The following is a 24,963-nucleotide window of genomic DNA, read 5'->3' as shown; positions in this document are numbered from 1 at the left end:
TCATGAGCAGGAAATCGATTAGAGTTTTTTCACCGGCAACTGTTGCCAATGTAGTGTGTGGATTTGATATCCTTGGTTTTGCGGTAAACGAACCGGGTGATGAGCTATATATGGAATTATGTGATGAACCAGGTGTTGTAATCACATCAATTGAAGGGGATGAAGGAAAATTACCTTTAGACCCGGATAAAAATACAGTTAGTGCTTGTGTAAAAAGTGTTTTAAGACATCTGGGCAAAGAAGATTTAGGTGTAAAGCTAAAGTTGACTAAAAAGATGCCTTTAGGAAGCGGATTGGGATCAAGTTCGGCAAGTTCGGTAGCAGGTATTTTTGCTATTAACGAATTATTAGGGCGGCCGCTAACCAAACATGAATTGCTTCCTTTCGCGATGGAAGGCGAAGCGCTGGCTTGTGGTCATGGGCATGCAGATAATGTTGCACCTGCTTTGTTTGGTGGCTTTACATTGATTAAGAGCTATGAACCTTTAGAAGTTATCCAATTGCCTGTACCGGATTTGTATTGTGCATTGTTGTATCCGCATGTGGATGTTCCAACACGCGATGCAAGACAGATCATCCGTTCTAAAGTTGCATTGAAAGATGCGGTTGTACAATGGGGAAATATCGCAGGTTTGGTAAGTGCATTATATCAGCATGATTACGATTTATTGGGCAGATCAATGAAAGATGTGATTGTAGAGCCGGTAAGATCGATATTGATTCCTGAGTTTGACAGTATGAAACAACAGGCTCTGGCAAATGGTGCTTTAGGTTTTGGTATTTCCGGGTCCGGCCCGACTGTTTTTTCTTTATACAGAAACAAAGAAGATGCGAAAAAGGTCCTCAATCAATTGAAAGCTTTCTTAAAAGAAAAGGGGATTGAGAGCAATATTTATTTGTCTAAAGTAAATAGCGAAGGGCCAGTTGTTTTGGAATAATTAGAGTAGCGAGAGTATTTGGTATGTGAATAAGGGAAATAGAATATCTAATTGATTGTTATTTCCGTTGGATGAGATAAGCTTCGAGTCTCGAATTAATAGTATGCAAGAACCGTACATAATTCGTCATCCTGAGCGGAGTCGAAGGATCTCCAATGCAGTAACACGGACTTTACAGATTTCTTCAACATGACAAAGCATGTTTATTTTAAACGTTAGTATATTATATAATAAAAAAATAAAGGATAAAATGTTAGGTGGTTTCATCAAAAGTATTTCGATTTGAAAATCTGGATACTTGATACCAGCTACTTAATACTATAAATAATGAAACTATACAGTACTAAAAACCATAATCTGTCAGTAGATTTTGAAACAGCAGTTTTCAATAGTTTACCAGCGGATAAAGGTTTATATATGCCAACGTTTTTACCTCTGTTAGATACAGAAGTTATTGCCAACTGGGATAAAAAATCATTACAGGAAATTGCTTTTGATTTGGCCTATGCTTTATTGAAAGATGATATTACAGCAGAAGAATTGAAAGCCATTGTTGATGAAGCTGCAAATTTTGAAGCACCGCTAGTCCCTTTGGATAAAGATGTGTTTGTTTTAGAGTTATTTCATGGCCCATCTTTAGCTTTTAAGGATTTTGGAGGAAGATTCATGAGTCGTATCATGTCTCACTTCTTAAAGAAAGAGCATAAAGAAATTAGAATATTAGTAGCTACATCCGGTGATACCGGAGGTGCCGTTGCTTTAGGTTTCTTAAATGTTCCCGGTATTAAAGTAACTATCCTATATCCAAAAGGGAAAGTAAGTTTAATTCAGGAATTGCAATTAACAACCAATGGTAATAATATTGAAGCTTTAGAAGTTGACGGAACTTTTGACGACTGTCAGGCTTTGGTAAAACAGGCTTTTCTGGATAAAGACCTGAACGAAAAATACAATTTAACATCTGCAAACTCCATAAATATCAGTCGTCTGATTCCGCAGATGTTCTACTATGCAAATAGTTACGCTCGTTTAAAAAATCAGTTCAAAGATGTGACATTTGTTACCCCTAGCGGCAACTTTGGAAATATTGCTGCAGGAATGATAGCCCATAAAATGGGGTTGCCTGTGAAGCAATTTATTGCAGCTACAAACAGTAATGATATTGTACCTCAATATTTAACAACAGGCGTTTATACTGCCCGCCCGAGTGTTCAGACATTAGCAAATGCAATGGACGTAGGCGATCCGAGTAACTTTGTACGTATCCTTGATTTGTATGGAAACGATAAAGTTGAACTGGAAAGAGAGTTTTCATCTATAGCTTTTGATGATTCGCAAATAAAGCAGGCTATCGTTAAAGTATATCAGGAAAAGGGTTACATCATGTGTCCTCATACAGCAACTGCTTATTTAGCTATAGAGGCTGAGAAAGCAGCAGGGAACCAGACGGCAGAAAATGCTTATGTTATGCTGTCTACAGCACATCCATGTAAATTCCCGGATGTTTTTGAAGAGTTGAATATTGCTTACGAAATTCCTTCCTCTGTAGACGAATTGTATCATAAAGAACGTCAGCAGAAACCTATGACTAAACATTTTGAGGATTTTAAGACTTATTTGTTGGGAGAAGGTTAGGTTGTAAGTAATACGTTATAATAGAAATCCCTTAAGGTACGGAAGTGCTTTAAGGGATTTTTTTTGATAGTAAGTGTCAATAAACATCATGTTTGTTAATCGGTTTTATATAGGCTACTTTGATATTTAAAGAGGAGGAAGAATAAGGGAAATACAGGTGGTTTGCCATTCAGTTTTGTATTGCTGGTATAGGTAAAGAACTTTGTTAAAATAACTTCAATCTTAGTTTGTTAGCAAAAATATGATCAAAAAATAGTGTTGTATTTAAGGTTAAACTTCCATAAGTTTGTTTGTTATAACCCATAAACTTTATAAATAATTTACTATGATTAAAAAATTCGTTATTCATTCCCTGCTCTCAGGACTTGTTATCGCAGGATTTACTGCTTGTAATGGGGATGCAAAAAAAGCGGAGAAAGAAGAGATTCATAATGCTGCTAAACAAACTGTGCCTAAAGAGGCAGAAGGATTGATAGGACGATGGGATATCACGGTAGAAAAAGAAGGAAAGCAGGTACCGTCGTGGCTTGAGGTTAAGCTGTCAGGCTTTAATGTGTTGGTAGGGGCTTTTGTTGCAGATGCGGGAAGCAGTAGGCCGGTATCGCATATTAAATTGGATAAAGGGAATTTTTCATTCGAAATACCACCACAGTGGGAAGGCGGCGAAGGAGTCTTTACTATTCAGGGCGAATTGGTAGGCGAAGAAATTAAGGGAACCATCACCAGTAATAAAGGTAATGTGTTTAATTTTACAGGGGTAAAAGCACCTTATCTGGTACGTGAAGGAGAGGTGAAGTGGGGTGAACCTATTGAGTTATTCAATGGAAAAGATTTGACAGGCTGGACGCTATCAAATGATAATAATCAGTGGATAGTGAAAGATGGTATTCTTATTAACCAAAAAGCAGGAGCAAATCTGATCACGGATCAAAAATTTGAAGATTTTAAATTAACTGCCGAATTCCGTTATGCAGAAGGTGGAAACTCGGGTATATATTTAAGAGGGCGTTACGAAGTGCAAATTGAAGATTCTCCAAAAGACAGACATCCCGGAGCTTTGTATTATGGAGGTGTGTACGGATTTTTATCGCCTAGTGAAATGGCTACTAACGGACCTAATGAGTGGAATACGTATGAGATTACCCTGAGAGGAAGAATGGTTACTATTGTTTCTAATGGAAAAACGATTATAAATAATCAAGAGATACCTGGTATAACCGGTGGGGCTTTAGATAGTAAAGAAGGAGAACCGGGACCTATTTATTTACAGGGAGACCATACTGGCGTTGAGTTTAGAAAAATAACCATTACTCCGGCAAAATAGAAGTTTTGATTTTGTAAGTAGTTTGGAAAAGAAAGATAACTTTTGGGTTATATATTCTTTTCTGAATGGTACCGAGAAGAAGATAATTTGTAAAAGAGTGTCCAAAAATCGTTGATTTTATTTTTTGAGGCACTCTTTTATATTGATGAAAATTGGAGTTTACGATAGTGATTCTTCAATCGCATCCCACAGTAATTTTCTCTTCTCCAAAGCTGCCTTGGAAATGGTTATAACTTCCTGCCATTTTTCTTTATCATTTCCACATAGTTCCAATATCATTTTTATTGCCAAAGGTCCGTGTTCGTCGCCATCCAGTTCAATATGTCTTTGGAAATAGTAAATTAATTTTTCCAGATCGGCGGTAGGGAAGTTGGCCTGTATTTCGGTGAGTATGCTGGTAAACATATCCGGAATTAAATCTTCTCTTCCAAATGTAAATGCAGCTGCAATTTCATGTGTTTTGCCGTTCATAATCACGTCAAAAGTAAAAGATAAAAAGGCTTTTATTTTTAAGGGCAGCTCGCTTTTTTCAATGGTATGCAATATATTGTCCGATAGACGTACCTGAACAAGAAAACTTTGTAATTGGCTGATATCTGCTCCCATACTTTCCATGGCATCTAAATACATCTCGAAATGGCTTAACCGGCGACCATCTATATATTCATCAGATTCCTCTGCAAGTACAATCTCGTTAATCAGGTAACGGGTGGTAGGAAACGGAGAGGCAAACCATGGGATGGTAGTACACGTTAAGCGTTGCTGTAATGCTTTCAAAAGCGACATAAAGTCCCAAACGGCATAAGCATGACCTTCCATAAATTTCTGTAAACCGTTTACATTATTGATTTTCTGATATAATGGGTGATTTAATAAAATTCCTCTTTCTATGGCAATAGCTGCATTTATCTCCTCTATTTTTCTCATTGTTTGGTGCTTGAATAACGAGGGGCAAAGGTAGTACAATCTGGAGTATAAGGCGGATAGATAGCCGAATTTTTACGAAATGAGAAGGAGTAATAAAGGGGGCTAAAAAGCCCAATTTGGGATTACAAACGTTTAGGGAAAAGATTTTACTTCTCCCTTTTCGTGGAAATGACAACTTTTTTACTTTTAATACAAGCCCCGGTTTGTAAAGTTATGTCTTGCTATTAAATACTACTCTTGTGCTGTCTATTGTTTAAATAACTTCGTTCACAAGTTCTTCTTTCTTTTGTAATGCTGTCAGATTATTGAGTGTAACTGTGGCTATCTGATCTAAGGCTTCTCGGGTAAAGAAACCCTGATGACTGGTAATGAGAACATTTGGAAAGCTCATCAATCTGGATATGGTTTCGTCTTTTAGCACACTTTCTGATAAATCTCTAAAGAAAATATCTTGTTCCTGCTCGTACACATCTAAGCCCAGATAACCTACCTTCTGTGATTTTAATCCCCCGATAACATCTTTGGTGTTTATTAATGCTCCACGACTGGTATTGATAATCATCACTCCGTCTTTCATTTTTTGCAGATTATCTTTGTTGATAACATATTTGGTCTCTGGTGTTAAAGGACAGTGAAGTGAAATAATATCGCTTTGTTGAAAAAGTTCGTCCAGCGATACATAACGTACGCCTTTTTTCTTGAGCTCTTCGTTCTCGTAAACATCAAATGCAATAACTTTGCTGCCAAACCCAAGCATTATTTTGGCAAATGCCTGACCTATTAACCCGGTACCTACTACACCTACAGTTTTTTCAAAAAGATTGAAGCCGACAAGATGTTCGATAGAAAAGTTATTCTCGCGAACCCGGTTAAAGGCTTTGTGGGTTTTCCGGTTAAGAGTCATAATCAAAGCCAAAGAGTGTTCTGCTACAGATTCCGGAGAATAAGCGGGAACTCTTAAAACTTTGATCCCTTGCTTTTTTGCGGCCTCCAGATTGACGTTGTTATACCCTGCACATCTTAATAAAATCCCTTTAATTCCAATTTTAGACAAAGCGGTTATGGTATTTTCATCAATATGGTCGTTAACAAATACGCATACGGCTTCGCAGCCTTCGGCCAAGTTTACTGTTTTTTCTGATAGGCTGGTTTCGTAAAAAATAATATCGTGTTTGTAACGTCTTGAATGTTTTTTGAAATATTCTTTATCGTATGATTTTGTACTGAAAAAGGCGACTCTCATGATTTGGGTTTGTTGATGTTATAGTAAATATCCAAAAATCTTTAATTATAATTGGAATTGAAGTGATTTGTGTCACAAATAAAAAGGAGCTGTCTCAAAAAGCTTTCGTCACCTCTGATGAATTGGGAATCTATTGTCATAGGACTAAATAGCCATGTCTTAGGTCCCGAAACAGCTTGTTCCTAACTCAATTCGAGAAGTTCAGAACGACAAATTTTACTCCTTTGGTATGTTAAAAAACAGCTTCTGCAATTTGTTTTGTTTGCTCTGGTTTTCCCATGGTATAGAAGTGTAATACCGGAGCGCCAAATTTAATCAGTTCTTTACACTGTTGTATCATAAACTCTGTTCCTACCTGTTTTACTTGTGTATTGTTTTTGCATGCCTGAACGGATTCTACTAAATCCTCTGGTAAATCTATATGGAATATTTTAGGGAGATTAACCAGTTGGTTTAAGGTACTTATGGGTTTTAATCCGGGAATAATAGGGATGGTTATTCCGTTTTCCCGGCATTTGTTTACAAAGTCGAAATACTTTTGATTGTCAAAAAACATCTGGGTTACAATAAAGTCGGCACCGGCATCTACTTTTTGTTTCAGATATTTAAAATCTGAAGAGAGGTTAGGGGCTTCAAAATGTTTTTCCGGATAAGCTGCAATGCCTATACAGAAATCACTTTCTGTTTCTGCTGTCACGTTTTCATGCAGATAAATGCCCTGATTATGGTTTTTTACTTGTAACAATAGTTCAGATGCGTAGGCATGTCCGCCGGGAGTTGGAATAAAAGATGGATCTGCATGTCTGGCATCGCCACGTAAAACCAGAACATTATCTATACCTAAAAACTGAAGATCAATTAATGCATTTTCTGTTTCTTCTTTGGTAAAACCCCCACAGATAAGGTGCGGTACAGCATCTACTTTGTATTTGTTCATGATAGCTGCACATATAGCTACTGTTCCAGGCCGTTTCCGGTAGGATACTTTTTCCAGTAATCCGTTATCTAATTGTTTGTAAATGTAGTCTTCCCGATGATAGGTTACATCTATAAACGGAGGTTTAAATTCCATTAGCGGGTCAATGGCATTGTATATAGATTGTATTCCCTGACCTTTTACCGGTGGTAATAGTTCGAAAGAAAATAATGTTTTTCCATTGGCGTTTTTTATATGGTCTACTATTTTCATGTTTTTAGATTAAGAGATTGTTTGTTAATATCCCAAATTAGGGCTTAGCCATTTTTCTGTTGTTTCCAGATCCATGCCTTTCCGTTGGGCATAATCTTCTACCTGATCTTTAGCAATTTTGCCTACTCCAAAGTATTTTGATTGTGGATGTGCAAAGTAATATCCACTTACTGCGGCAGTAGGATACATGGCAAAGCTTTCTGTTAAATACAAGCCTGTTTTACTTTCTACATCTAACAAATCAAAAAGAATACGTTTTTCGGTATGGTCCGGACAGGCCGGATAGCCGGGTGCAGGGCGTATACCCTGGTATTTCTCTTTAATAAGTTCTTCGTTAGACAGGTTTTCTGTGGTAGAATAACCCCAATGTTCTGTTCTTACGAGTTCGTGTAACTTTTCGGCAAATGCTTCGGCTAATCTGTCTGCCAGAGCCTTGGTCATAATACTATTGTAGTCATCATGGTCGCTTTCAAATTCGGCAACCAGTTCATCGCAGCCAAAACCTGTAGATACTGCAAATCCTCCAAAATAATCCTGCAAGCCTGTTTCTTTAGGTGCAATAAAGTCTGATAATGCAAAGTAAGGTTCTCCGGCAGGTTTTTCTACCTGTTGCCTTAAAGTATGTATGGTAATGTCTTTGCCATCAACATTTAGTACAATATCATCTCCAATACTATTGGCAGGCCATATTCCGAATACGGCTTTTGCAGTTAATAATTTATTGTCTACAATACGTTTCAATAAATTTTGTGCATCGTCAAATAGTTTTTTCGCTTCGGGGCCAACGGTTTTGTCTTCTAAAATTCTTGGATAGGCACCTCTTAATTCCCATGCATGGAAAAAAGGAGTCCAGTCTATATAAGGTAATAATTCCTCTAAAGGGTAGCTGTCTATTGTTTTTGTTCCAATAAAGTTTGGTGCTTTAGGTAAAGGAGCCGACCAGTCTATTTTAAACTGTTCTTTACGGGCATCATTTATTGGTTTTAAAGATTTGTCGACCTTTTTCTTGTTATAATTATCTCTTGTTTTTTCGTAATCTTCTTTGATTTGTTTTTTGTAATCTTCTTTGGTTGCCGGATTTAGCAAATTGCTGCATACGGTAACACTTCTTGACGCATCTAAAACATGTATAACGGTTCCGTTATAATTGGGATCTATTTTAACAGCGGTATGTATTCTGGATGTGGTTGCGCCACCAATCATCAGAGGAATACTAAAGCCTTCGCGTTCCATTTCTTTAGCTACATGCACCATTTCATCCAGCGATGGTGTAATTAACCCGCTGCATCCAATAATGTCTACCTTGTGTTTTTTTGCTTCATCTAAAATGGTTGATGCGGGAACCATTACACCCAAATCTATTACTTCGAAGTTATTACAGGCCAGTACTACGCCTACTATATTCTTACCAATATCATGTACATCGCCTTTTACGGTAGCCATTAATACTTTTCCGGCCGAACTGCTTTCGCCTTCTACTTTTTCTGCTTCGATGTAGGGAAGCAGAATGGCTACGGCTTTTTTCATTACCCGGGCAGATTTTACAACTTGTGGTAAGAACATTTTACCGGAACCAAACAGGTCTCCTACCACACCCATCCCGTCCATTAAGGGGCCTTCTATAATTTCTAAAGGTCTTGCATATTTTAAACGGGCTTCTTCAACATCTTCATCTATATGGGCTACTATGCCTTTTACCAAAGCATGTGATAGCCTTTCTTCTACTGATCCTTTTCGCCATTCTTCGTCTTTGACTATTGTTTTTCCTTTATTTTTAACGGTTTCTGCAAAGTCTACCAATATTTCGGTGGCATCTGGACGACGGTTTAATAAAACATCCTCTACTTTTACCAGCAGCTCGGGGTCTATCTCTTCGTAAACTTCCAGCATTCCGGCATTTACAATCCCCATGTCTAAGCCTGCTCTGATAGCGTGGAAAAGAAATGCGGAGTGCATGGCTTCACGAACGGGATTGTTCCCTCTGAAAGAGAATGAAATATTGGAAACCCCTCCACTCACTTTTGCATGGGGAAGATTTTCTTTGATCCAACGTGTAGCGTTAATAAAGTCTACCGCATAATTGGCATGTTCTTCTAAGCCTGTTCCTACGGTTAAGATGTTGGGATCGAAGATGATATCTTGCGGTGCAAAACCTACTTCGTTAACCAATATGTCGTAAGATCTTTTACAGATTTCTATCCGTCTTTCAAAGTTGTCGGCTTGTCCGTTTTCGTCAAATGCCATCACTACAGAGGCGGCACCATACTGTTTAATGGTTTGGGCATGTGCTTTAAAAACCTCTTCTCCTTCTTTTAAAGAAATGGAGTTAACAATGCCTTTTCCCTGTAAACATTTTAATCCGGCTTCTATAACGCTCCATTTGGATGAATCTACCATGATGGGGAGTTTACAGATGTCGGGTTCTGCACCAATAAGATTTAGAAACTTCGTCATGGCAGCTTCAGAGTCAAGCATACCTTCGTCCATGTTAACGTCTATAACCTGCGCACCACCTTCCACCTGCTGACGAGCTACGGATAAAGCTGCTTCAAAATCGCCACTTAAAATAAGTTTGGAGAATTTTGGAGATCCGGTAATGTTGGTTCTTTCGCCAATATTCACAAATATGCTGTCGGGCTGTATGTTAACGGCCTCTAAACCAGACAAGCGTAGAAAAGGTTGCTGTACCGCAGGCTTTCTTGCGGGGTATTTTGCTGCGGCTTCTGCAATTTTCTGAATGTGATCTGGTGTTGTACCACAACAGCCACCCACAATATTCAGAAATCCTGATCCAAGGAAGTCGTCCAGAAGAGAGGCGGTTTCAACCGGCGTTTCATCGTATTGTCCGAACTCATTAGGAAGACCTGCATTGGGGTAGGCAGATACGTACACATCTGCCAGCTCAGAAAGTTCTTGAATGTATGGACGCATATCTTTTGCCCCTAAAGCACAGTTTAGCCCAATTGATAATAAATCGCCATGGCGTACAGAGTTCCAGAAAGCCTCGGTAGTTTGTCCTGATAGTGTACGACCCGAAGCATCAGTTATGGTTCCGGAGATCATGATCTCGATCTTTCTTCCAATAATTGCTTCGTATTTTTTGATAGCAAAAATAGCAGCCTTGGCATTTAAGGTATCAAAGATGGTTTCAACCAGTAACACATCGGCGCCGCCATCTACCAGTCCTCTTATTTGTTCGTAATAGGCATCTTCAAGCTCGTCAAATGTAATGGCTCTGTATCCAGGGTCGTTTACGTTTGGCGAAATGGAGAGTGTTCTGTTGGTTGGACCAATGGCTCCTGCAACAAAACGGGGACGGTCTGGTGTTAAAGCCGTTATTTCCATAGCGGCTTCTTTGGCTATACGGGCGCCTTCATAGCTCAGTTCATAGGAAAGGTCTTCCATCCGATAATCGGCCATAGAAATACGTTGCGTACTGAACGTATTGGTCTCGATAATGTCGGTTCCGGCCAACAAGTAAGCTTTGTGTATTTCTTTAATAATATCTGGCCTTGTCAGGTTCAGCATATCATTATTGCCTTTCACATCGCAAGGATGGTTTTTAAACCTTTCGCCCCTGAAATCACTTTCAGTCAGCTTGTAGTTTTGGATCATAGTACCCATGGCTCCATCAATCACCAGGATACGCTTTTTAAGTTCTTCTCTGATATTCATAAAATGCACATCGTCAAACAAAAGCAATAAATCGAGACTTAAAATGAAAGCAGTATCAATTTATGTACATTGTTATTCGTTAAAAGCTTAATGAAGAAAAGTCGGTATGTGTTGTAGTCCGTTGACTTTCACTTATCTTTCCCAGTTATATTTTTGTATTTTAACTGAGTAGAACGTAGCACCTTGTAAGCACAGGTTGCTAAGACTTCATCGGGTCTAATCCCTCCGTCTTTCTTTATAAGCAATGCAAATTTGCAATATAATTTGGTGAAAACCAAATTTTAAATAGCTATTCCAAATAAAATTAGGTGGATGCGGATTATTGGCGAAATTTTTTTGGTTACATTTCTATTAGAAACTAATTTTTAAGTTATTTGTTTTTTATGCAATGAAAGAGTTAGAAACGTTATTAGAGCAGAAAAATATTAAGCCCACAGCGATGCGCTTGTTGACTGTGCAATGTTTGGTAGAGCAAGATAAGGCTGTTTCTTTAAATGAACTTGAAAAACTTATGCATCCGGCAGACCGGATAACTATTTACAGAACGTTAAAAACGTTTGAGAAGAATGGTTTGCTGCACAGTATTGATGATGGTACGGGAACCCAAAAGTTTGCTATGTGTGACGATAGTTGTGATGCAGATAATCACAACCATGTGCATGTCCATTTTTATTGTAATACTTGTTTAGAAACTTCCTGTCTTCCGAAAACAAAAATACCTGCTATTGTATTGCCTGATTATTTCTTGTCTCAGGAAGTGAATCTGGTGGTAAAGGGAACCTGTGCCAAGTGTACGGTTCATTAGAATGCAATAGTATTGCACCTGATTATAACCTACTTTTGTTGTAAATAAGTACTAATAATTTTATTTATGACAGAACATAATCACAATCATAGCCACGATCATGACCATGATCACGGTCTAAATAATTGGCAGCTTCTGGTAGCGTTACTTGTATTGGTAACTATGCAGGTATTGGAATACGGTTTTCATATTCGGTTTAATAATATTACCGAATTACTTATATATGGTGCGGCTTATCTTTTATCGGGATACTCCGTGCTGGACCTGGCATGGAGAAAAGCCAAGAGGTTTGATTTTTTTAACGAATTCTTTTTAATGAGCGTGGCCACTATTGGCGCATTTTCCATTGGCTCTTATAGCGAAGGAGTTGCTGTAATGGTGTTTTATTCTATTGGCGAATGGTTTCAGGAACGGGCGGTTAAGCGGGCAAAGGGTAATATTAAGGCTTTGCTGGATGTGCGTCCTGATGCTGTAGATGTTGTGAGGAACGGTAAAATAGAAACTGTAAACCCCAAAGATGTATCTATAGGCGAGGTTATACAGGTTAAAGCAGGTGAGAAGGTGGCTTTGGATGGGGAATTGATTTCTGAAAAAGCAACTTTTAATACAGCTGCCCTAACGGGAGAAAGTGTGCCTGATAATAAAAAGCAGGGTGAAACTGTTTTGGCAGGGATGATTAATCTGGCAACGGTTTGTGATATTAAAGTGACTACTGCTTTTAGAGATAGTAAGTTAAGCAAGGTGTTGGAAATGGTGCAGGATGCGCAGGCCAGAAAATCTCAAACACAGCTTTTTATATCAAAATTTGCAAAGGTATATACTCCTGTGGTTTTTGCTCTGGCGGTATTGGTAGTTGTATTACCTATGTTGTTTGTGGCTGATTACTCTTTCCAAACCTGGTTTTACAGGGCATTGGTGTTTTTGGTAATTAGTTGCCCTTGTGCCTTGGTGGTATCTATTCCTTTGGGCTATTTTGGCGGTATAGGTCTGGCATCTAAACAGGGAATTCTTTTTAAAGGGGGAAATTATCTGGATGCGGTAACTGAGATAGACACTGTCGTGATGGATAAAACAGGTACCCTAACCAAAGGGGTATTTAAAATTAACCGTGTACATGCGGTTGAGATGGACGAAAGAAAGTTTGTAGAGATAGTGGCAACTATAGAAAGTAAATCTAACCATCCTATTGCAGAAGCGATTAAAGAATATGCCGGGAAGGTGAGCGGATACACTATTGAACAGGTTGAGGAAATAGCGGGGCATGGGTTAAAGGCAACCATTAATGGTGAAGTTGTATTAGCGGGAAACCTAAAGCTATTGAAGAAGTTTAATATCAGTTACGATAAATCTATAGAGGAAATTGTTGATACGATAGTTGTTGTAGCTATAAATGACCAGTTTGCCGGTTATATAACTATCGCGGATGAGATTAAGTCCGAGGCTTCGCAGGCTATTGCAGATATGCATAAGCTGGGCTTAAAAACTGTTATGCTTAGCGGCGATAAGCAATCTGTGGTTAACGAAGTGGCAAAGGTACTGCATATAGATTATGCTTATGGAGATTTATTGCCTGAAGGAAAGGTTAAACATGTGGATAAACTGAAAAGTGAAGGAAGAAAGTTGGCTTTTGTGGGTGATGGAATAAACGATGCTCCTGTATTGGCACTGGCAGATGTAGGGATTGCCATGGGAGGTTTGGGAAGCGATGCAGCAATAGAAACGGCTGATGTGGTTATCCAGAATGATAACATTACCAAAATTATTTCGGCTATTAAAATAGGGAAGATCACCAGAAGTATTGTTTGGCAAAATATAGTTTTGGCCATGGTTGTTAAAGTTATTGTATTGGTGTTAGGTGCCGGAGGTGTGGCCACTTTATGGGAGGCGGTTATTGCCGATGTAGGTGTTGCTTTAGTGGCTATCCTGAATGCGGTGAGAATACAGGGTAAAAATGTTTAAGCTGTTTTTTCTTTCATAGAACCAACGTGTGTTTCCGATAGCTTTCTTGTAGGTAGAGGAAACACTCGTTGAACTTAATGAGCAAAAGTTGGTTTTCTATAAATCAGAGATGGTATTTCTGCTAATTTTAGATAAATCAAATATTCCAGTCAATACCGTCCAGATAGATAATAAGAATCCCCAGTAGTATATGCTGCTTCGGCTATTCTTAGGCACATTTAATAAAAATATAAACAACGCTATTCCCAGGATAATTAATAAACAGCCTGTAATGGTTTTTAATACATTTAATTTTAAATGGGAGGAAAAATCATGAAAAAGAGTGACTATCAATAATATGGAAGTAAACAATATTGTTAAATTAATTGTAAGTTCCATTGTTGTAAATCGTCCTTCCTTTAATAAACTTGATGAACTTATCAGTATTAAAACAATGATGATGATTTTTGAAATTATCCAAAACCAAAAAGATTGGGTAAATAAGGTTTTCATTAAATATAAAATATAGTTTAGGTTTTATCGTTGATGAATCGATAAATATAATTAAATCTCTTTTTAAAAATGTTAATCGTTGTAAAAGAAAGTTATGTTGTTGAAATGTAAAAAACCAGAACAACTGACTGTTTTATTAGAAAAGTCAGTAAGACTTCTTAAAATTGCATTGGATTTTTAGTGGGTTTGAAAATGATTTTGTTGAATATTATTGTTTTTTAGTCTACTTGATTGAATTTTAAGGTCTTATGTTGAGATATTTTTTAGTGGCGCTTATTGCGGGGTTATTAAGTGTAGGTGGAGCTTTTGCGCAAAAGACTGTAGTGAGTGGAGTGGTGAAGGATGCTTTTACTAAAGAAACCATTCCTTTTGCGAATGTTTTTTTTAACGGAACACAAACGGGTACGCAAGCCAATATGGATGGCCTTTTTACCATGAGTACCAGTGCAAGTTATAGTGCATTGAAATTTGTATACATGGGCTACGAGACAAAAATTGTTCCCATAGCGGTAGGGAAATCGCAAAGAATAGAGGTTTTACTAACCCCGTCTGCAAAAGCTTTAAAAGAAATTGTAGTTACTAAAAAAAACAAGGCAAAATATAGTAATAAAGACAATCCAGCTGTAGAGCTTATCAGGCAGGTTATACATCATAAGGATCAAAACAGGATAAAAGAATTAAATACAGTTTCGTATCGGAAATATGAGAAGATGACCTTTTCTATGGATAATATTTCTGATAAATTTAAGAACAATAAACTGCTTAAAAACTATCAGTTCCTGTTTCAGGAACAGGATTCAAGTAAGTTTGGCGGTAAATACGTATTACCCGTATATATTGAAGAGAAATTGACGGATAATTTTTACAGAAAAAATCCGGCCGCTTCTAAGAGTATAATTCTGGGCGAAAAGCAGGCCGAGTTTGATCAGAGGTATGTAGATAACAAAGGTTTGCAGAGTTATTTTAAAAGGATGTATGAGGATATCGATATCTATGCAAATAATATCTCCATCATCAGTAATGATTTCTTGAGTCCCATAGCCGGGACAGCTCCAACATTTTATAAATACTTTATTACAGATACGGTTAAAAATGCAGAACCTAAACTGGTAGAATTATCCTTTTTCGCCAGAAATAAAGGTGATATGCTTTTTAACGGGAAGCTGTATATCACTATGGATGGTAAATATGCCGTTAAGAAAGCTAAGCTATCTATAGATAAAGATATTAACCTGAACTTTGTAAGAGGGATGGATATTGACCTGGATTTTGACGCAGATGAAAATCAACGCTATAATCTGACGAAAAGTCGTTTAGTTGTAGATTTTGGACTCAATAAAGAAAAAGGATTTGGGTTTGTGGGAGATAGGACAGTGTCTTATAAAGATTATGCAATTAATACTACCCTTCCGGATAGTGTGTTTGTAGAAAAGAAAGCTACTGCTACAGAACCAAAGGCTGTTTTACAAAGTGATGCCTTTTGGGAAAAGAACAGATTGGATACCATTTCTGAGGACCAGCTGAGTATTTATAAAAACATAGACTCTTTGCAGCACGTACGTTCTTTCAGAAGAACTATGAAATATGCTACCCTGTTGATAGCCGGGTACCAGAATTTGGGAGGTTATGATATGGGACCTTTTAACACATTTTATAGTTTTAATAATGTGGAAGGTTTAAGGTTACGGGTTGGTGGAAGAACAACATCTGAATTGAGCAAAAGCTGGTATTTTGAAAATTATGCGGCTTATGGTTTTAAAGACGAAAAGTGGAAATATTATCTGAGTGGGGCCTATGCTTTTAACCATAAATCTGTATATACTTTTCCTAAACATTATATCAAAGCCAGTTTTCAGAGAGACACTAAAATACCAGGACAAGAACTTCAGTTTGTACAGGAAGATAATGTTTTGTTATCGTTTAAGCGGGGTGTAAATGACATGTTGCTGTATAACGATTTTTATAAGGTAGAATATCTTAAAGAATTTGAAAATCACTTTTCTTATGGACTGCAACTTAAACGCTGGACACAAAATCCGGCGGGAGGTTTATATTACCAAACAGCTTCAGGAGATTTTATTGATAAGCTTATAACCAGCGAAGTTGGCTTGAATTTAAGATATGCGCCGCATGAGAAATTTTATCAGGGAAAACAATACAGAACCCGGTTTGTAAATAAGTATCCAATTTTTAATTTAGGGTATTCTGTAGGTCTTAAAGATGTTTTTTCCGGAGAGTATAACTACCATAATTTAAAGGCAAGTGTAGATAAAAGGTTTTATCTATCGCAATTGGGGTATACAGACGTTAAGCTGGAAGGATCTTATACTTTTGGTCAGCTTCCCTTTCCTTTGTTAAATATTCACCGGGCTAACCAAACTTATGCCTATCAGCCATATTCTTATAACCTGATGAACTTTTTAGAGTTTGTAAGTGATCATTCTGCAGGCCTGTTTTTAGATCATAGTTTCAATGGGTTTTTTCTGAATAAAATTCCTTTAATTAAAGCATTAAAGCTGAGAGAGGTTGTTTCTGTTAAGGCTTTGTTTGGAGGTTTAAGAGATGAAAATAATCCTTATACAGCAAATAACAATACCTTCAAGTTTCCTTTATATGAAAATGGTCAGCTTAGGACTTATAGCCTAGGAGCAGCACCTTATCTCGAAGGAAGTGTTGGTTTAGGCAACATCTTTAAAGTGCTGAGGGTAGATTTGGTGAAGCGTTTTAACTATTTGAATCATCCCGAAGTTTCCAGTTGGGGGGTGAGAACGTTTGTTAAATTCGATTTTTAATAGGCGGTATAAAACCAACATCACTTTTAAACTGTTCTATGTATCTGTTCATGTATTAGCACTAATTTTCTTTGGGATACGTTTATGATAAGAAGGTTTATCTACAATTTATAACGACTTAAATAATTGTATATTGGCCAGTGAAATCCCGATATTATCTTTAGGATATGGAGAAAACCGAAAAGAAAGTATTTGTAAAATCGGTAGTAGGAAAGATAATTATAGCGTCTATTCTGGCTTTTTTTGCGCTTGGACTGGCATGGTTTAGTGCTAAAAAAGCTTTTACAGATATATTGTTTACCGTAAAAAATATATCTGAACCTACCGAGCGTTTACGTATAGTGAATAAACTATCACTGGAGCTATTTAGTTTGGATCAGCTTCAGCGGGCACAAGCACTCAGTAATCCTGGGAATTATCAAAAGCTGCTGGACGAATCAAGAAAAATAAATCTGATTATAGATACACTCAGTCAGTTGTATGCTTCCGATACGTTGCAACTTAACCGGATAGCCTCTATGAAGGTACTGTTGCAGGATAGAGATAAACTGTATATCAATTATCTGAAGGGCCGTGAGGGGTTTATCAATAATGAAGATTTTCTGAAACAAGTAGAATCTTTAAATCAAATTGTAGAAGAAAGCTCCAGAAAAACCGATAGTACTATCCTTGAATCGGAAAAAAGAACCTTAAAGACAACTATTTATAACCTGGAAGAGAAAAAGGAAAAAGAACAGCCTAGAGGTTTTTTTAATAAGCTTTTTGGAAAGAAGAAAAGCGAGGATAATGATAAGGGCTATAATATTATTAATGAAGAAACCAATGTAAAGTTGGATACAGTTCCTTTGGTAAAGCAGGATAGTTTGTTAAAAGGACTTCGCCAGACTATGCAGTCCATAGAGAAAGATCAGCGCAAAAAAAGTGAAATTTTCCAAAGCAGAGAATCTGTTTTAATTTATACCAGTGATTTGCTTATTGAGAAAATGCTGACGGTGTTGAGAAAGGTAGAAAGCGAAGCCGTTAAGCAAATTGAGCAAAAAAATAATGAAGCAAATGATGTTGTTAATAGAGGGGTAAAGCAAATAACCATTATTATTCTGGTTTTCTTCTCCATTACTTTAATCTTACTGTACTTAATCCTGAAAGATATTTCGAGAAGTAATGCTTACCGTAAAGCTCTGGAAAAAGCAAAAGAAGAAGCAGAATATCATGGTCAGGCTAAACAACGGTTTCTGGCTAATATGAGCCACGAGATAAGAACGCCTCTGCAATCCATTATCGGTTTTTCTGAACTCATTAAAAATGAAGATAAGATAGATCAAAAACATATAGATGCCATATTTTACTCATCAGAGCACCTGATGCAGATTGTGAATGAGATTCTTGATTATAATCGTATTGTGTCGGGAAAAATAGCTATTGTACCTGTTGTTTTTAATATCCATACTGTATTAAATGAAGTTTTTTCTGTGTTGAAATATCATGCAGAGAAAAAAGGCATAAAATTATATTCTGACTTTGATATAGAGGATATTGAATATGTGAAAGGAGATGCTTTCCGCTTAAAGCAAACACTTTATAATTTGGTGGGAAATGCCATCAAATTTACAGATAAAGGGCATGTAGCATTGAATGTTTCTTGTAAAAGAAAGGGAAAAGATCTGCATTTTATGTTTGTGGTAGAGGATACCGGATTAGGAATGTCTCCGGAAGATGTAAGTAGGGTGTTTAATGAATTTGAAAGGATAGAGAGTGCTGATAAAACTAAGGAGGGAAGCGGTCTGGGACTTTCTATTACTAAATTATTGATAGAGCGCCAAGACGGGAGAATAAGTGTTAGAAGCAAATTGGGAGAAGGTTCTACTTTTACTGTTTACCTTAAGTATGAAGATGTGGAACCTCATGAAATACAGCAAACTGTACATTCAAGAGAAAAAATAGATTTTGAAGGAAAGGTATGGTTAGTGGATGATGATCCTTTTATAGTGGATCTTTGCTCTACCATATTAACTAATTATGGTGTTAACCATCAATGTTTTTATAACCCTCTGGATTTGTTGGATGCTGAATGGGACGAGTCGGTAAAAATAGTATTTACCGATATTAGAATGCCACAAATGAGCGGCGTAGAACTTTGCCGGAAATTACGGGAAAGCTTACCGGAAACTGTAAAAATTTATGCACTTACTGCTCAGGTACTGCCTGAGGAAAAAGAAGCCCTTTTGAAAAGCGGATTTGATGACGTGTTGAACAAACCATTTAAAGAGAACGATTTGCTGAAAGTATTAAACAGAGAAAATGCGATTAGGGAGCAGGACCTGGATTTTTCGGTAATTGAAAAAATGACTTTTGGAGATACAGCCCAGCTCAAAAAGTTGATTGATATTCTAATTGCAGATACGGAGCGGGATTTAAATGAGTTGAATGATGCGGTAAATCGGAAATCAACTCAAGACGCTGGAATGGTTGTACATAAATTAGCAGGCAGGTTATCGCAGTTTGGAGCCAAAGAACAAGGAGAAAAACTCAGAAACCTTGAACATCGTTTTAATGAGCATCCTGATGAAAGTATATGGGAAGAAATACGACCGTTAAGAGCTGAAATAGAAAGTATTATTTCTTACATTAAAAGAAAATACCAGCCAGATTAACTGTAAGGTTTCTCTGTGTTTTTATGTATATTTAAGAAACTGTTTGGAGTCTTAAGCAGGTTTTGCACTACGACCAAAAACATAGAGGATGAATTTAATCATAGCAAAGGTATTTGATAATTCGATCGAAGCCCATTTATTGAGAACAAAATTAGAAAGTGAAGGAATCGCTTGTTTCATATTTGATGATAATATGATTTCTATGAATCCGCTTTATAATGTTGGTTTGGGAGGAATAAAGCTTAAAGTTAGAGAAGAAGATTTTGGGCGGGCACTTGAAATTATTCGGGACATTGATAACAGTAAATCTACGGATGAGGAAGGGAATATTATTCAGTGCCCGGAATGCGGTTCCTCCAATTTATATGTCGGATATAAATCTATGAAAGGAACAAAAGGGATATTATCTGCTGCGGTATCGTTTCTGTTTATGGTATTTCCTATCTATTATAAAACAGTTTACAAATGCAAAATCTGCAATTGCGAGTTTAAAAACTGAGCCGAAACTAATTTTGTGGCATAGGATTAAAGAGCTTGGAGTTTGCTAAGTAGCGGTAAGGATAATATTGTATAAAATCTGAACTTTACCATTTGTACTTGAGCATAGGATTGTCAAAAGAAAACGAAAAGTGCAGTTTTGAAAGTCTTAGTTTGTTTTTTCTTAAAAGTTTTGCTACCATTACCTGTTTACACACATCAATAATTAGAAAAAATATCATGTTTAAGAAACTTGTTGCCGTAGAGCCTTTGAATTTGATTCCTTCAGCGGAAAAAGCGCTGTTTGATTATGCAGAAGAGGTAGTGATGTATGATGATATGCCAGGGTCGGTGGATGAAATGGCTAAAAGAATTGGAGACGCAGATGCGGTATTAATCAGCTATACATCCAGATTAGGAAAAGATGCTTTAGAGCAATGTCCTAATGTGAAGTATATCGGAATGTGTTGTTCGTTATACACTCCAGAAAGTGCGAATGTAGATATTCTGTATGCAAATTCCAGAGGAATTACTGTTTTAGGAGTGAGGGATTATGGAGACGAAGGAGTTGTAGAGTACGTAATAAGCGAATTGGTACGCTGTTTACATGGGTTTGGAACTAAAAATGATGGTACACCTCGTGAACCGTGGGACGGTATTCCAAGAGAAATTACCGGCATTAAAGTAGGTATTGTTGGCTTAGGTGTGTCGGGGGGGATGATTGCCGATGCATTGAAATTTTTAGGCGCAGAAATTTCTTACTTTGCTCGTTCAGAAAAAGAAGCCGCAAAACAAAAAGGGTATAAATTTTTACCATTAAAACAGTTAGTGAAAGAAAGTGAAGTGATTGTAAACTGTTTGAACAGAAATACGGTATTGCTTCATGAAGAAGAATTTGAGGCCATGGGCAATAGGAAAATCATGTTCAATACAGGGCTTTCGCCAGCTTGGGATGAAGAACCTTTTGCAAAATGGATTGATGAGGATAATGTATTGTATTGCGATACTTTAATTGCTTTAGGAAATGAGAAGTTTATCAATCATCCTCATGTGAATTATATGGGCGTATCAGTAGGGCGCACCCGTCAAGCTTTTGATCGTTTAAGCGAGAAAGTATTAGCAAATATTGAAACCTATAAAAAGTCAGTAAAAGGCTAAAAATAGGGAGGGATTTTATTACCGTTTCTTGTATGTAATGGAGACGGTGATGAAATCCATTTTCATTTCGACTATCGGGAGAAATCTCTAATTGGAATATAACAAAAAGGGGCTTTTCCTGATGGTCGAAATGATATTTTTTAACAGATATTAAAAAACAATAGGAGAAACAATATTTCTTAATTCGTTTACTACACTCCATCCAGCAATTTGAGCGGTAGAACTGTAAACATCTATAACAGCACGTACCTGTTCGTTTTTAACTTCTATACGGTGATTGTCGCCAATATATCCCGGAGTAGAAGTTACAGAAACTTTCATCTTTTCGGGGCCAACAGAAGCTAGGGATGCCGCTACAGAAACATTTACACTGTTTGGGAACAGAGCAATGGCTTCTTTAGCATTCCCTTTAAAAACAGTTCTTTTTTCCGTTTGCAGGGACTCATCATAAACGGCATATCTTCTTAAAGAATTAGGCCCTTTTTCGGTGTCAAAAGTAGCGGTACAGTTTCCCATTAAAGCTGCTGTGCGCATAACATCAAATCCTCCAATCGCACCAGAAACTAAATGCACACGCACATTATTAGCTAAGGCAGTTTGTTTTACCTCTTCGTAAAAGTTCTCGTCAGCAAAAGCACCAATAGATAAAGTGACAATTGAAGAACCATTTTTTAAGGCTGGTAAGGCAAGAGCCCTCATAGAGTCAGGCGAAGCCGCTTCAATAATATAATTGGGTTTAGCAGCCAATAATTCGTCAATAGAAGTACAGGCCTTACAGGGGTTGTCCTTTTGTGATTCGGAATTTACCATTTCGGCAATGCGTTGCGCTTTCTCTAACGTTCTGGAGTAAGTAGCAACCAGTTGATATTCTGGTAATAAATTCGAATTTAAAGCATCGGCAATAATCGTGGCAAGTCTACCACAGCCCACAATAGCAAGTGTTTTTCTTTCCATAAGCGGGCAACATAAGCTTTTTTATATAAAATCCATAATTTAATAGCTAAGCAGGATAAATGTTTACTATTGTATGAAATTAGGGAAGGAGAACCGGCTAAAAAGTTACTTCAACTTTTTAGCCGATTTTTTAAACAGCCAGTTTATGATTATAGATCATGCTGTTTTTCTGGGTAAATCCTAAACTTTCATAAAGATGAATGGCAGCTTGCCGATGTTCTTCGGTAAACAAAAGAATTTCGGTAAGTCCTTGCTGATTGCCTACTTCTAAAAGTTTTTCGATTAATTTTCTGCCGATACCTTTACCTCTTGCATTTTCATCAACAACAACATCTTCTATCCATCCCTTATAACCTGAAATAGTTTTATAGGAACCTAAAGAAGCAATGCCTAATATTTCAGTGTCTTCGATGTAGGCTGCAATGGTTAAATTGTTTTGATCAAGCAGGGCGGACAGTTCTTGTTGTTTTTTTGAGGTTGAAAGTTGTCTGAACAACGAAGAAATCCGCTTGCTGACGACTTCATTTAAGTCTTTTTTTGTTAGAATTTTAATTGTCATTAAAAGTGATTTGGTTGATACGAAGAAACGAACTTTTAACTTTTTATACTAATTTTTTATGCTCTAAACAGCCATTCTGTTACTTCTAACAGCTTATTTTTTTCTCCTCGTTCTTATAAAAAGGATGTCTTTTGAGAATGTGTCCGAAAACTCTTTAGCAATTTCATCTTTTGGATGTTGTAAAATTACTTTGTCAAATTTCAAATTGCTGACATTAATTCGCTTGATAATATGCTTTTCAGAAGTCATTTTCACCTTTTTGATATAGATGTTTTCTACATCCCGAGTCGTAAATAGCTTTTTGCTATTAATAATTGCATGCCTCAGGTTGAAATTTTGCATAGGCGGTTTCTGGTATGTCCCAATTCTAACGAATGTTTTGGCATTTTCTATAATAATGTTTTTGGCAAAAATATTCTTGAAACTGGGCGGTAATTAAAATAGCGTACTTGTTTTATTGGCAGTACCTTCTCATAAGTGAAGTAAGATCTTGAAACACGTTTAAGATGGGGATAGAGCACCTTTTCTTAGCCAGACTTAATAGTATTCCTGAAAGTGTGGGCTTCTTCATTTTGAAGCTTTCTTTATAAACATATTCATTATAGTATTTAGCTTTAAATATAAACGTGTTAAAATAGAGGTTTTATAGAGATTTACCTCTATGAACCCTCTATAAACCCTCTATTATCTCACTATTATTCCTCTTTAAAAAAAGACATAATAGTAACTAAATAATTAATCAATAGTGGATGAAATATGGTAGGTTGTAAAAAGGCGTGTCATCCGCTAATTTAAGTGTTATTTCGAATGGAACGTAGCGAAGTGGAGAATTGAAAATTAACGAAATTAAACTTCTTTCATAAGAGCGGTGGGAACAGATCCCCGAAAGACAATTTTCTGTTGTTCTCCAGGTATTTTATTCGGGTATTATTCCGGCCTTCCATTGAGTATTTAAAGTACAGCAGCTTTCCAGAAAACCCGAATAGATTTGGTATCTACTTTTTTCTTTGCAATAAACAGGTTGTAATTATCCTGTACCTGTAACCAAAATTCGGGTGTTGTATTACTGAAACCTGTGGCGAGCTTGATAGTCATTTCGGGAGTAACGGATTGTTTGCCGACAAGGGTACAGCAGAAGATTTATTGGCTCCTGTTATTAAAAACAGGAAGACAGTTCGTATATGGGAATGTATTGACTATAATGCATAAACGTTAATAGTTTAAGTTGTAAAATAGTAGGTGGTTATCTAATGACCTCTGTGAAAATATTCTCTTTTTATTGTTTTGAAAAAAGATTGACCTGTTTTTTACGATATAAGAGTTAATTTTATATCCGAAAAAGGTTTGAAATAATAAACATAAACCAGTGTATATTTGTTGTAGAGTTATCAAAGTAATATAAAAATGAAATTCAGACCTGCGTTATCCCTATCTTTTTTTATTATCCTTTTAGCGGCCCTTACTTTTATGTTTTTCTATTTCAAGAAACAGCTTTTTGAAGTGAAAACAGAAATTACAGAAGATGTAATGGTTAGTAAAATTACCAGTATGGGAAAGCTGGAGCTGGTGAAATATGCCATGAAAGATGTTATTGAGAAAAAAGAGGTAAGGCGATTTTTTCCAGATGAGCGTATACTTTTTGTAGCAGTGGGCGAAGTAGTAGGCTGTATAGATTTAACAAAAGTGTCTAAAGAGGATATTACTTTTCATAATGATTCGCTTACTTTATATCTTCCGCAACCAGAAATCTGTTATGTGAAAATAGATCATAAAGAATCTAAAGTTTATGACGTTTCTGGTGTTTGGTTTCCAAGTGATACCAAAGATATGGTGGAGGGAATTTATAAAATAGCAGAACAGAAACTGTTGGATAATGCCAGGCAAATGCAGTTGATGGATAAGACCAAAGAGAATGCCGTTTTGATTTTTAAACCCTTGGTAGAAAAGCTATCAAATAAAAAAGTAGGCGTTTTGTTTAGATAATTTAGACACAATATCTCAGGTAAATATTTGTATATATAATTGATACTTATACTACTAAAACTTTATCTTTGGTGGTTAAAATTATTAATGAATGAAATAAATTAAACGAATAGATATATAAAATATTAGCGTTTCGCTTTAAAATTTCCTGTTTCAGAAATACGACCAATTTTTCAATATAGTACAGGAAAGTAAAGGTAGA

Annotated in this window: 18 protein-coding genes and 1 riboswitch; of the genes, 11 read left to right on the top strand and 7 right to left on the bottom strand. The window is 36.7% G+C overall.

Going from position 1 to position 24,963, the window contains the following annotated elements; all coding sequences use genetic code 11:
• Positions 1 to 2: 2 nt before the first annotated feature.
• The 3 genes from ACFSAH_RS02280 (at position 3) to ACFSAH_RS02270 (ending at position 3,897) form a co-directional block, all read left to right on the top strand.
• A complete protein-coding gene (locus tag ACFSAH_RS02280; protein WP_379661070.1) occupies positions 3 to 938 on the top strand; it encodes a homoserine kinase in 936 nt (311 codons plus the stop codon).
• A 327-nt stretch (positions 939 to 1,265) separates the two neighbouring features.
• Positions 1,266 to 2,573: a threonine synthase gene (gene thrC / locus ACFSAH_RS02275; RefSeq protein ID WP_379661069.1), complete on the top strand. Its 1,308-nt coding sequence runs from the start codon at positions 1,266 to 1,268 to the stop codon at positions 2,571 to 2,573.
• Positions 2,574 to 2,898: 325 nt separating this feature from the next.
• On the top strand, positions 2,899 to 3,897 hold the full coding sequence (locus tag ACFSAH_RS02270) for a 3-keto-disaccharide hydrolase (protein WP_379661068.1): 999 nt from the start codon (positions 2,899 to 2,901) through the stop codon (positions 3,895 to 3,897).
• 159 nt (positions 3,898 to 4,056) lie between these two features.
• Here the strand turns inward: ACFSAH_RS02270 and ACFSAH_RS02265 are convergent, their stop codons facing one another.
• The 4 genes from ACFSAH_RS02265 to metH all read right to left on the bottom strand — a co-directional run bounded on the left by ACFSAH_RS02265 (position 4,057) and on the right by metH (position 10,931).
• A complete protein-coding gene (locus tag ACFSAH_RS02265) occupies positions 4,057 to 4,824 on the bottom strand; it encodes a DUF3050 domain-containing protein (protein WP_379661067.1) in 768 nt (255 codons plus the stop codon).
• Between the two features lie 253 nt (positions 4,825 to 5,077).
• A complete protein-coding gene (locus ACFSAH_RS02260; RefSeq protein ID WP_379661066.1) occupies positions 5,078 to 6,067 on the bottom strand; it encodes a 2-hydroxyacid dehydrogenase in 990 nt (329 codons plus the stop codon).
• Between the two features lie 232 nt (positions 6,068 to 6,299).
• Entirely contained in the window at positions 6,300 to 7,256 is a 957-nt protein-coding gene (gene metF, locus ACFSAH_RS02255) for a methylenetetrahydrofolate reductase [NAD(P)H] (protein ID WP_379661065.1), read from the bottom strand.
• 24 nt (positions 7,257 to 7,280) lie between these two features.
• On the bottom strand, positions 7,281 to 10,931 hold the full coding sequence (gene metH, locus ACFSAH_RS02250; RefSeq protein WP_379661064.1) for a methionine synthase: 3,651 nt from the start codon (positions 10,929 to 10,931) through the stop codon (positions 7,281 to 7,283).
• Positions 10,932 to 11,060: 129 nt separating this feature from the next.
• Positions 11,061 to 11,175: riboswitch (SAM riboswitch) on the bottom strand.
• A 144-nt stretch (positions 11,176 to 11,319) separates the two neighbouring features.
• On the opposite strand from metH, the gene ACFSAH_RS02245 reads away from it, so the two are divergent.
• The 7 genes from ACFSAH_RS02245 (at position 11,320) to ACFSAH_RS02215 (ending at position 21,265) form a co-directional block, all read left to right on the top strand.
• Positions 11,320 to 11,736 carry a Fur family transcriptional regulator gene (locus tag ACFSAH_RS02245; RefSeq protein WP_379661063.1) on the top strand — a complete coding sequence of 139 codons (417 nt, stop codon included), beginning with the start codon at positions 11,320 to 11,322 and terminating at the stop codon, positions 11,734 to 11,736.
• Positions 11,737 to 11,802: 66 nt separating this feature from the next.
• Entirely contained in the window at positions 11,803 to 13,695 is a 1,893-nt protein-coding gene (locus ACFSAH_RS02240; protein ID WP_379661062.1) for a heavy metal translocating P-type ATPase, read from the top strand.
• Between the two features lie 322 nt (positions 13,696 to 14,017).
• The gene (locus tag ACFSAH_RS02235; protein WP_379661061.1) at positions 14,018 to 14,203 is read left to right on the top strand and encodes a hypothetical protein; all 186 of its coding nucleotides are present in this window, start codon (positions 14,018 to 14,020) and stop codon (positions 14,201 to 14,203) included.
• A gap of 232 nt (positions 14,204 to 14,435) precedes the next feature.
• Positions 14,436 to 16,979: a DUF5686 and carboxypeptidase-like regulatory domain-containing protein gene (locus ACFSAH_RS02230; protein WP_379661060.1), complete on the top strand. Its 2,544-nt coding sequence runs from the start codon at positions 14,436 to 14,438 to the stop codon at positions 16,977 to 16,979.
• Positions 16,980 to 17,146: 167 nt separating this feature from the next.
• Positions 17,147 to 19,630, top strand: coding sequence for an ATP-binding protein (locus ACFSAH_RS02225; RefSeq protein WP_379661059.1), 2,484 nt, complete (start codon positions 17,147 to 17,149; stop codon positions 19,628 to 19,630).
• A gap of 88 nt (positions 19,631 to 19,718) precedes the next feature.
• Positions 19,719 to 20,129 carry a putative signal transducing protein gene (locus ACFSAH_RS02220; protein ID WP_379661058.1) on the top strand — a complete coding sequence of 137 codons (411 nt, stop codon included), beginning with the start codon at positions 19,719 to 19,721 and terminating at the stop codon, positions 20,127 to 20,129.
• A gap of 218 nt (positions 20,130 to 20,347) precedes the next feature.
• Positions 20,348 to 21,265, top strand: coding sequence for an NAD(P)-dependent oxidoreductase (locus ACFSAH_RS02215; protein WP_379661057.1), 918 nt, complete (start codon positions 20,348 to 20,350; stop codon positions 21,263 to 21,265).
• A gap of 150 nt (positions 21,266 to 21,415) precedes the next feature.
• Here ACFSAH_RS02215 and ACFSAH_RS02210 read toward each other — a convergent pair whose 3' ends face one another.
• The 3 genes from ACFSAH_RS02210 to ACFSAH_RS02200 all read right to left on the bottom strand — a co-directional run bounded on the left by ACFSAH_RS02210 (position 21,416) and on the right by ACFSAH_RS02200 (position 23,873).
• Entirely contained in the window at positions 21,416 to 22,219 is an 804-nt protein-coding gene (locus ACFSAH_RS02210; protein ID WP_379661056.1) for an aspartate dehydrogenase domain-containing protein, read from the bottom strand.
• 130 nt (positions 22,220 to 22,349) lie between these two features.
• Positions 22,350 to 22,778 carry a GNAT family N-acetyltransferase gene (locus ACFSAH_RS02205; protein WP_379661055.1) on the bottom strand — a complete coding sequence of 143 codons (429 nt, stop codon included), beginning with the start codon at positions 22,776 to 22,778 and terminating at the stop codon, positions 22,350 to 22,352.
• 951 nt (positions 22,779 to 23,729) lie between these two features.
• Positions 23,730 to 23,873, bottom strand: a complete 144-nt coding sequence (locus ACFSAH_RS02200; RefSeq protein WP_379661054.1) for a helix-turn-helix domain-containing protein — start codon at positions 23,871 to 23,873, stop codon at positions 23,730 to 23,732.
• 309 nt (positions 23,874 to 24,182) lie between these two features.
• Between ACFSAH_RS02200 and ACFSAH_RS02195 the strand changes: the two genes are divergently transcribed.
• Complete coding sequence (locus tag ACFSAH_RS02195) at positions 24,183 to 24,761, top strand: DUF4230 domain-containing protein (protein WP_379661053.1); 579 nt, start codon at positions 24,183 to 24,185, stop codon at positions 24,759 to 24,761.
• Positions 24,762 to 24,963: the final 202 nt, after the last annotated feature.

Source organism: Pseudopedobacter beijingensis (assembly GCF_042678145.1).
In the GTDB taxonomy this organism is placed as follows: domain Bacteria; phylum Bacteroidota; class Bacteroidia; order Sphingobacteriales; family Sphingobacteriaceae; genus Pseudopedobacter; species Pseudopedobacter beijingensis.
Note: the sequence above shows the minus strand (reverse complement) of the source record. Positions and strands in the feature narration are given on the sequence as shown.

What these genes read in the sequence shown, in the direction of transcription:
- ACFSAH_RS02200 (WP_379661054.1), bottom strand. Translation starts at nt 23,873, where the DNA reads ATGACTATCAAGCTCGCCACAGGTTTCAGTAATACAACACCCGAATTT.
- ACFSAH_RS02270 (WP_379661068.1), top strand. Translation starts at nt 2,899, where the DNA reads ATGATTAAAAAATTCGTTATTCATTCCCTGCTCTCAGGACTTGTTATC.
- ACFSAH_RS02240 (WP_379661062.1), top strand. Translation starts at nt 11,803, where the DNA reads ATGACAGAACATAATCACAATCATAGCCACGATCATGACCATGATCAC.
- metH (WP_379661064.1), bottom strand. Translation starts at nt 10,931, where the DNA reads ATGAATATCAGAGAAGAACTTAAAAAGCGTATCCTGGTGATTGATGGA.
- ACFSAH_RS02210 (WP_379661056.1), bottom strand. Translation starts at nt 22,219, where the DNA reads ATGGAAAGAAAAACACTTGCTATTGTGGGCTGTGGTAGACTTGCCACG.
- ACFSAH_RS02280 (WP_379661070.1), top strand. Translation starts at nt 3, where the DNA reads ATGAGCAGGAAATCGATTAGAGTTTTTTCACCGGCAACTGTTGCCAAT.
- ACFSAH_RS02215 (WP_379661057.1), top strand. Translation starts at nt 20,348, where the DNA reads ATGTTTAAGAAACTTGTTGCCGTAGAGCCTTTGAATTTGATTCCTTCA.
- ACFSAH_RS02245 (WP_379661063.1), top strand. Translation starts at nt 11,320, where the DNA reads ATGAAAGAGTTAGAAACGTTATTAGAGCAGAAAAATATTAAGCCCACA.
- ACFSAH_RS02225 (WP_379661059.1), top strand. Translation starts at nt 17,147, where the DNA reads ATGGAGAAAACCGAAAAGAAAGTATTTGTAAAATCGGTAGTAGGAAAG.
- ACFSAH_RS02195 (WP_379661053.1), top strand. Translation starts at nt 24,183, where the DNA reads ATGAAATTCAGACCTGCGTTATCCCTATCTTTTTTTATTATCCTTTTA.
- ACFSAH_RS02230 (WP_379661060.1), top strand. Translation starts at nt 14,436, where the DNA reads ATGTTGAGATATTTTTTAGTGGCGCTTATTGCGGGGTTATTAAGTGTA.
- ACFSAH_RS02220 (WP_379661058.1), top strand. Translation starts at nt 19,719, where the DNA reads ATGAATTTAATCATAGCAAAGGTATTTGATAATTCGATCGAAGCCCAT.
- metF (WP_379661065.1), bottom strand. Translation starts at nt 7,256, where the DNA reads ATGAAAATAGTAGACCATATAAAAAACGCCAATGGAAAAACATTATTT.
- ACFSAH_RS02260 (WP_379661066.1), bottom strand. Translation starts at nt 6,067, where the DNA reads ATGAGAGTCGCCTTTTTCAGTACAAAATCATACGATAAAGAATATTTC.
- ACFSAH_RS02265 (WP_379661067.1), bottom strand. Translation starts at nt 4,824, where the DNA reads ATGAGAAAAATAGAGGAGATAAATGCAGCTATTGCCATAGAAAGAGGA.
- ACFSAH_RS02205 (WP_379661055.1), bottom strand. Translation starts at nt 22,778, where the DNA reads ATGACAATTAAAATTCTAACAAAAAAAGACTTAAATGAAGTCGTCAGC.
- thrC (WP_379661069.1), top strand. Translation starts at nt 1,266, where the DNA reads ATGAAACTATACAGTACTAAAAACCATAATCTGTCAGTAGATTTTGAA.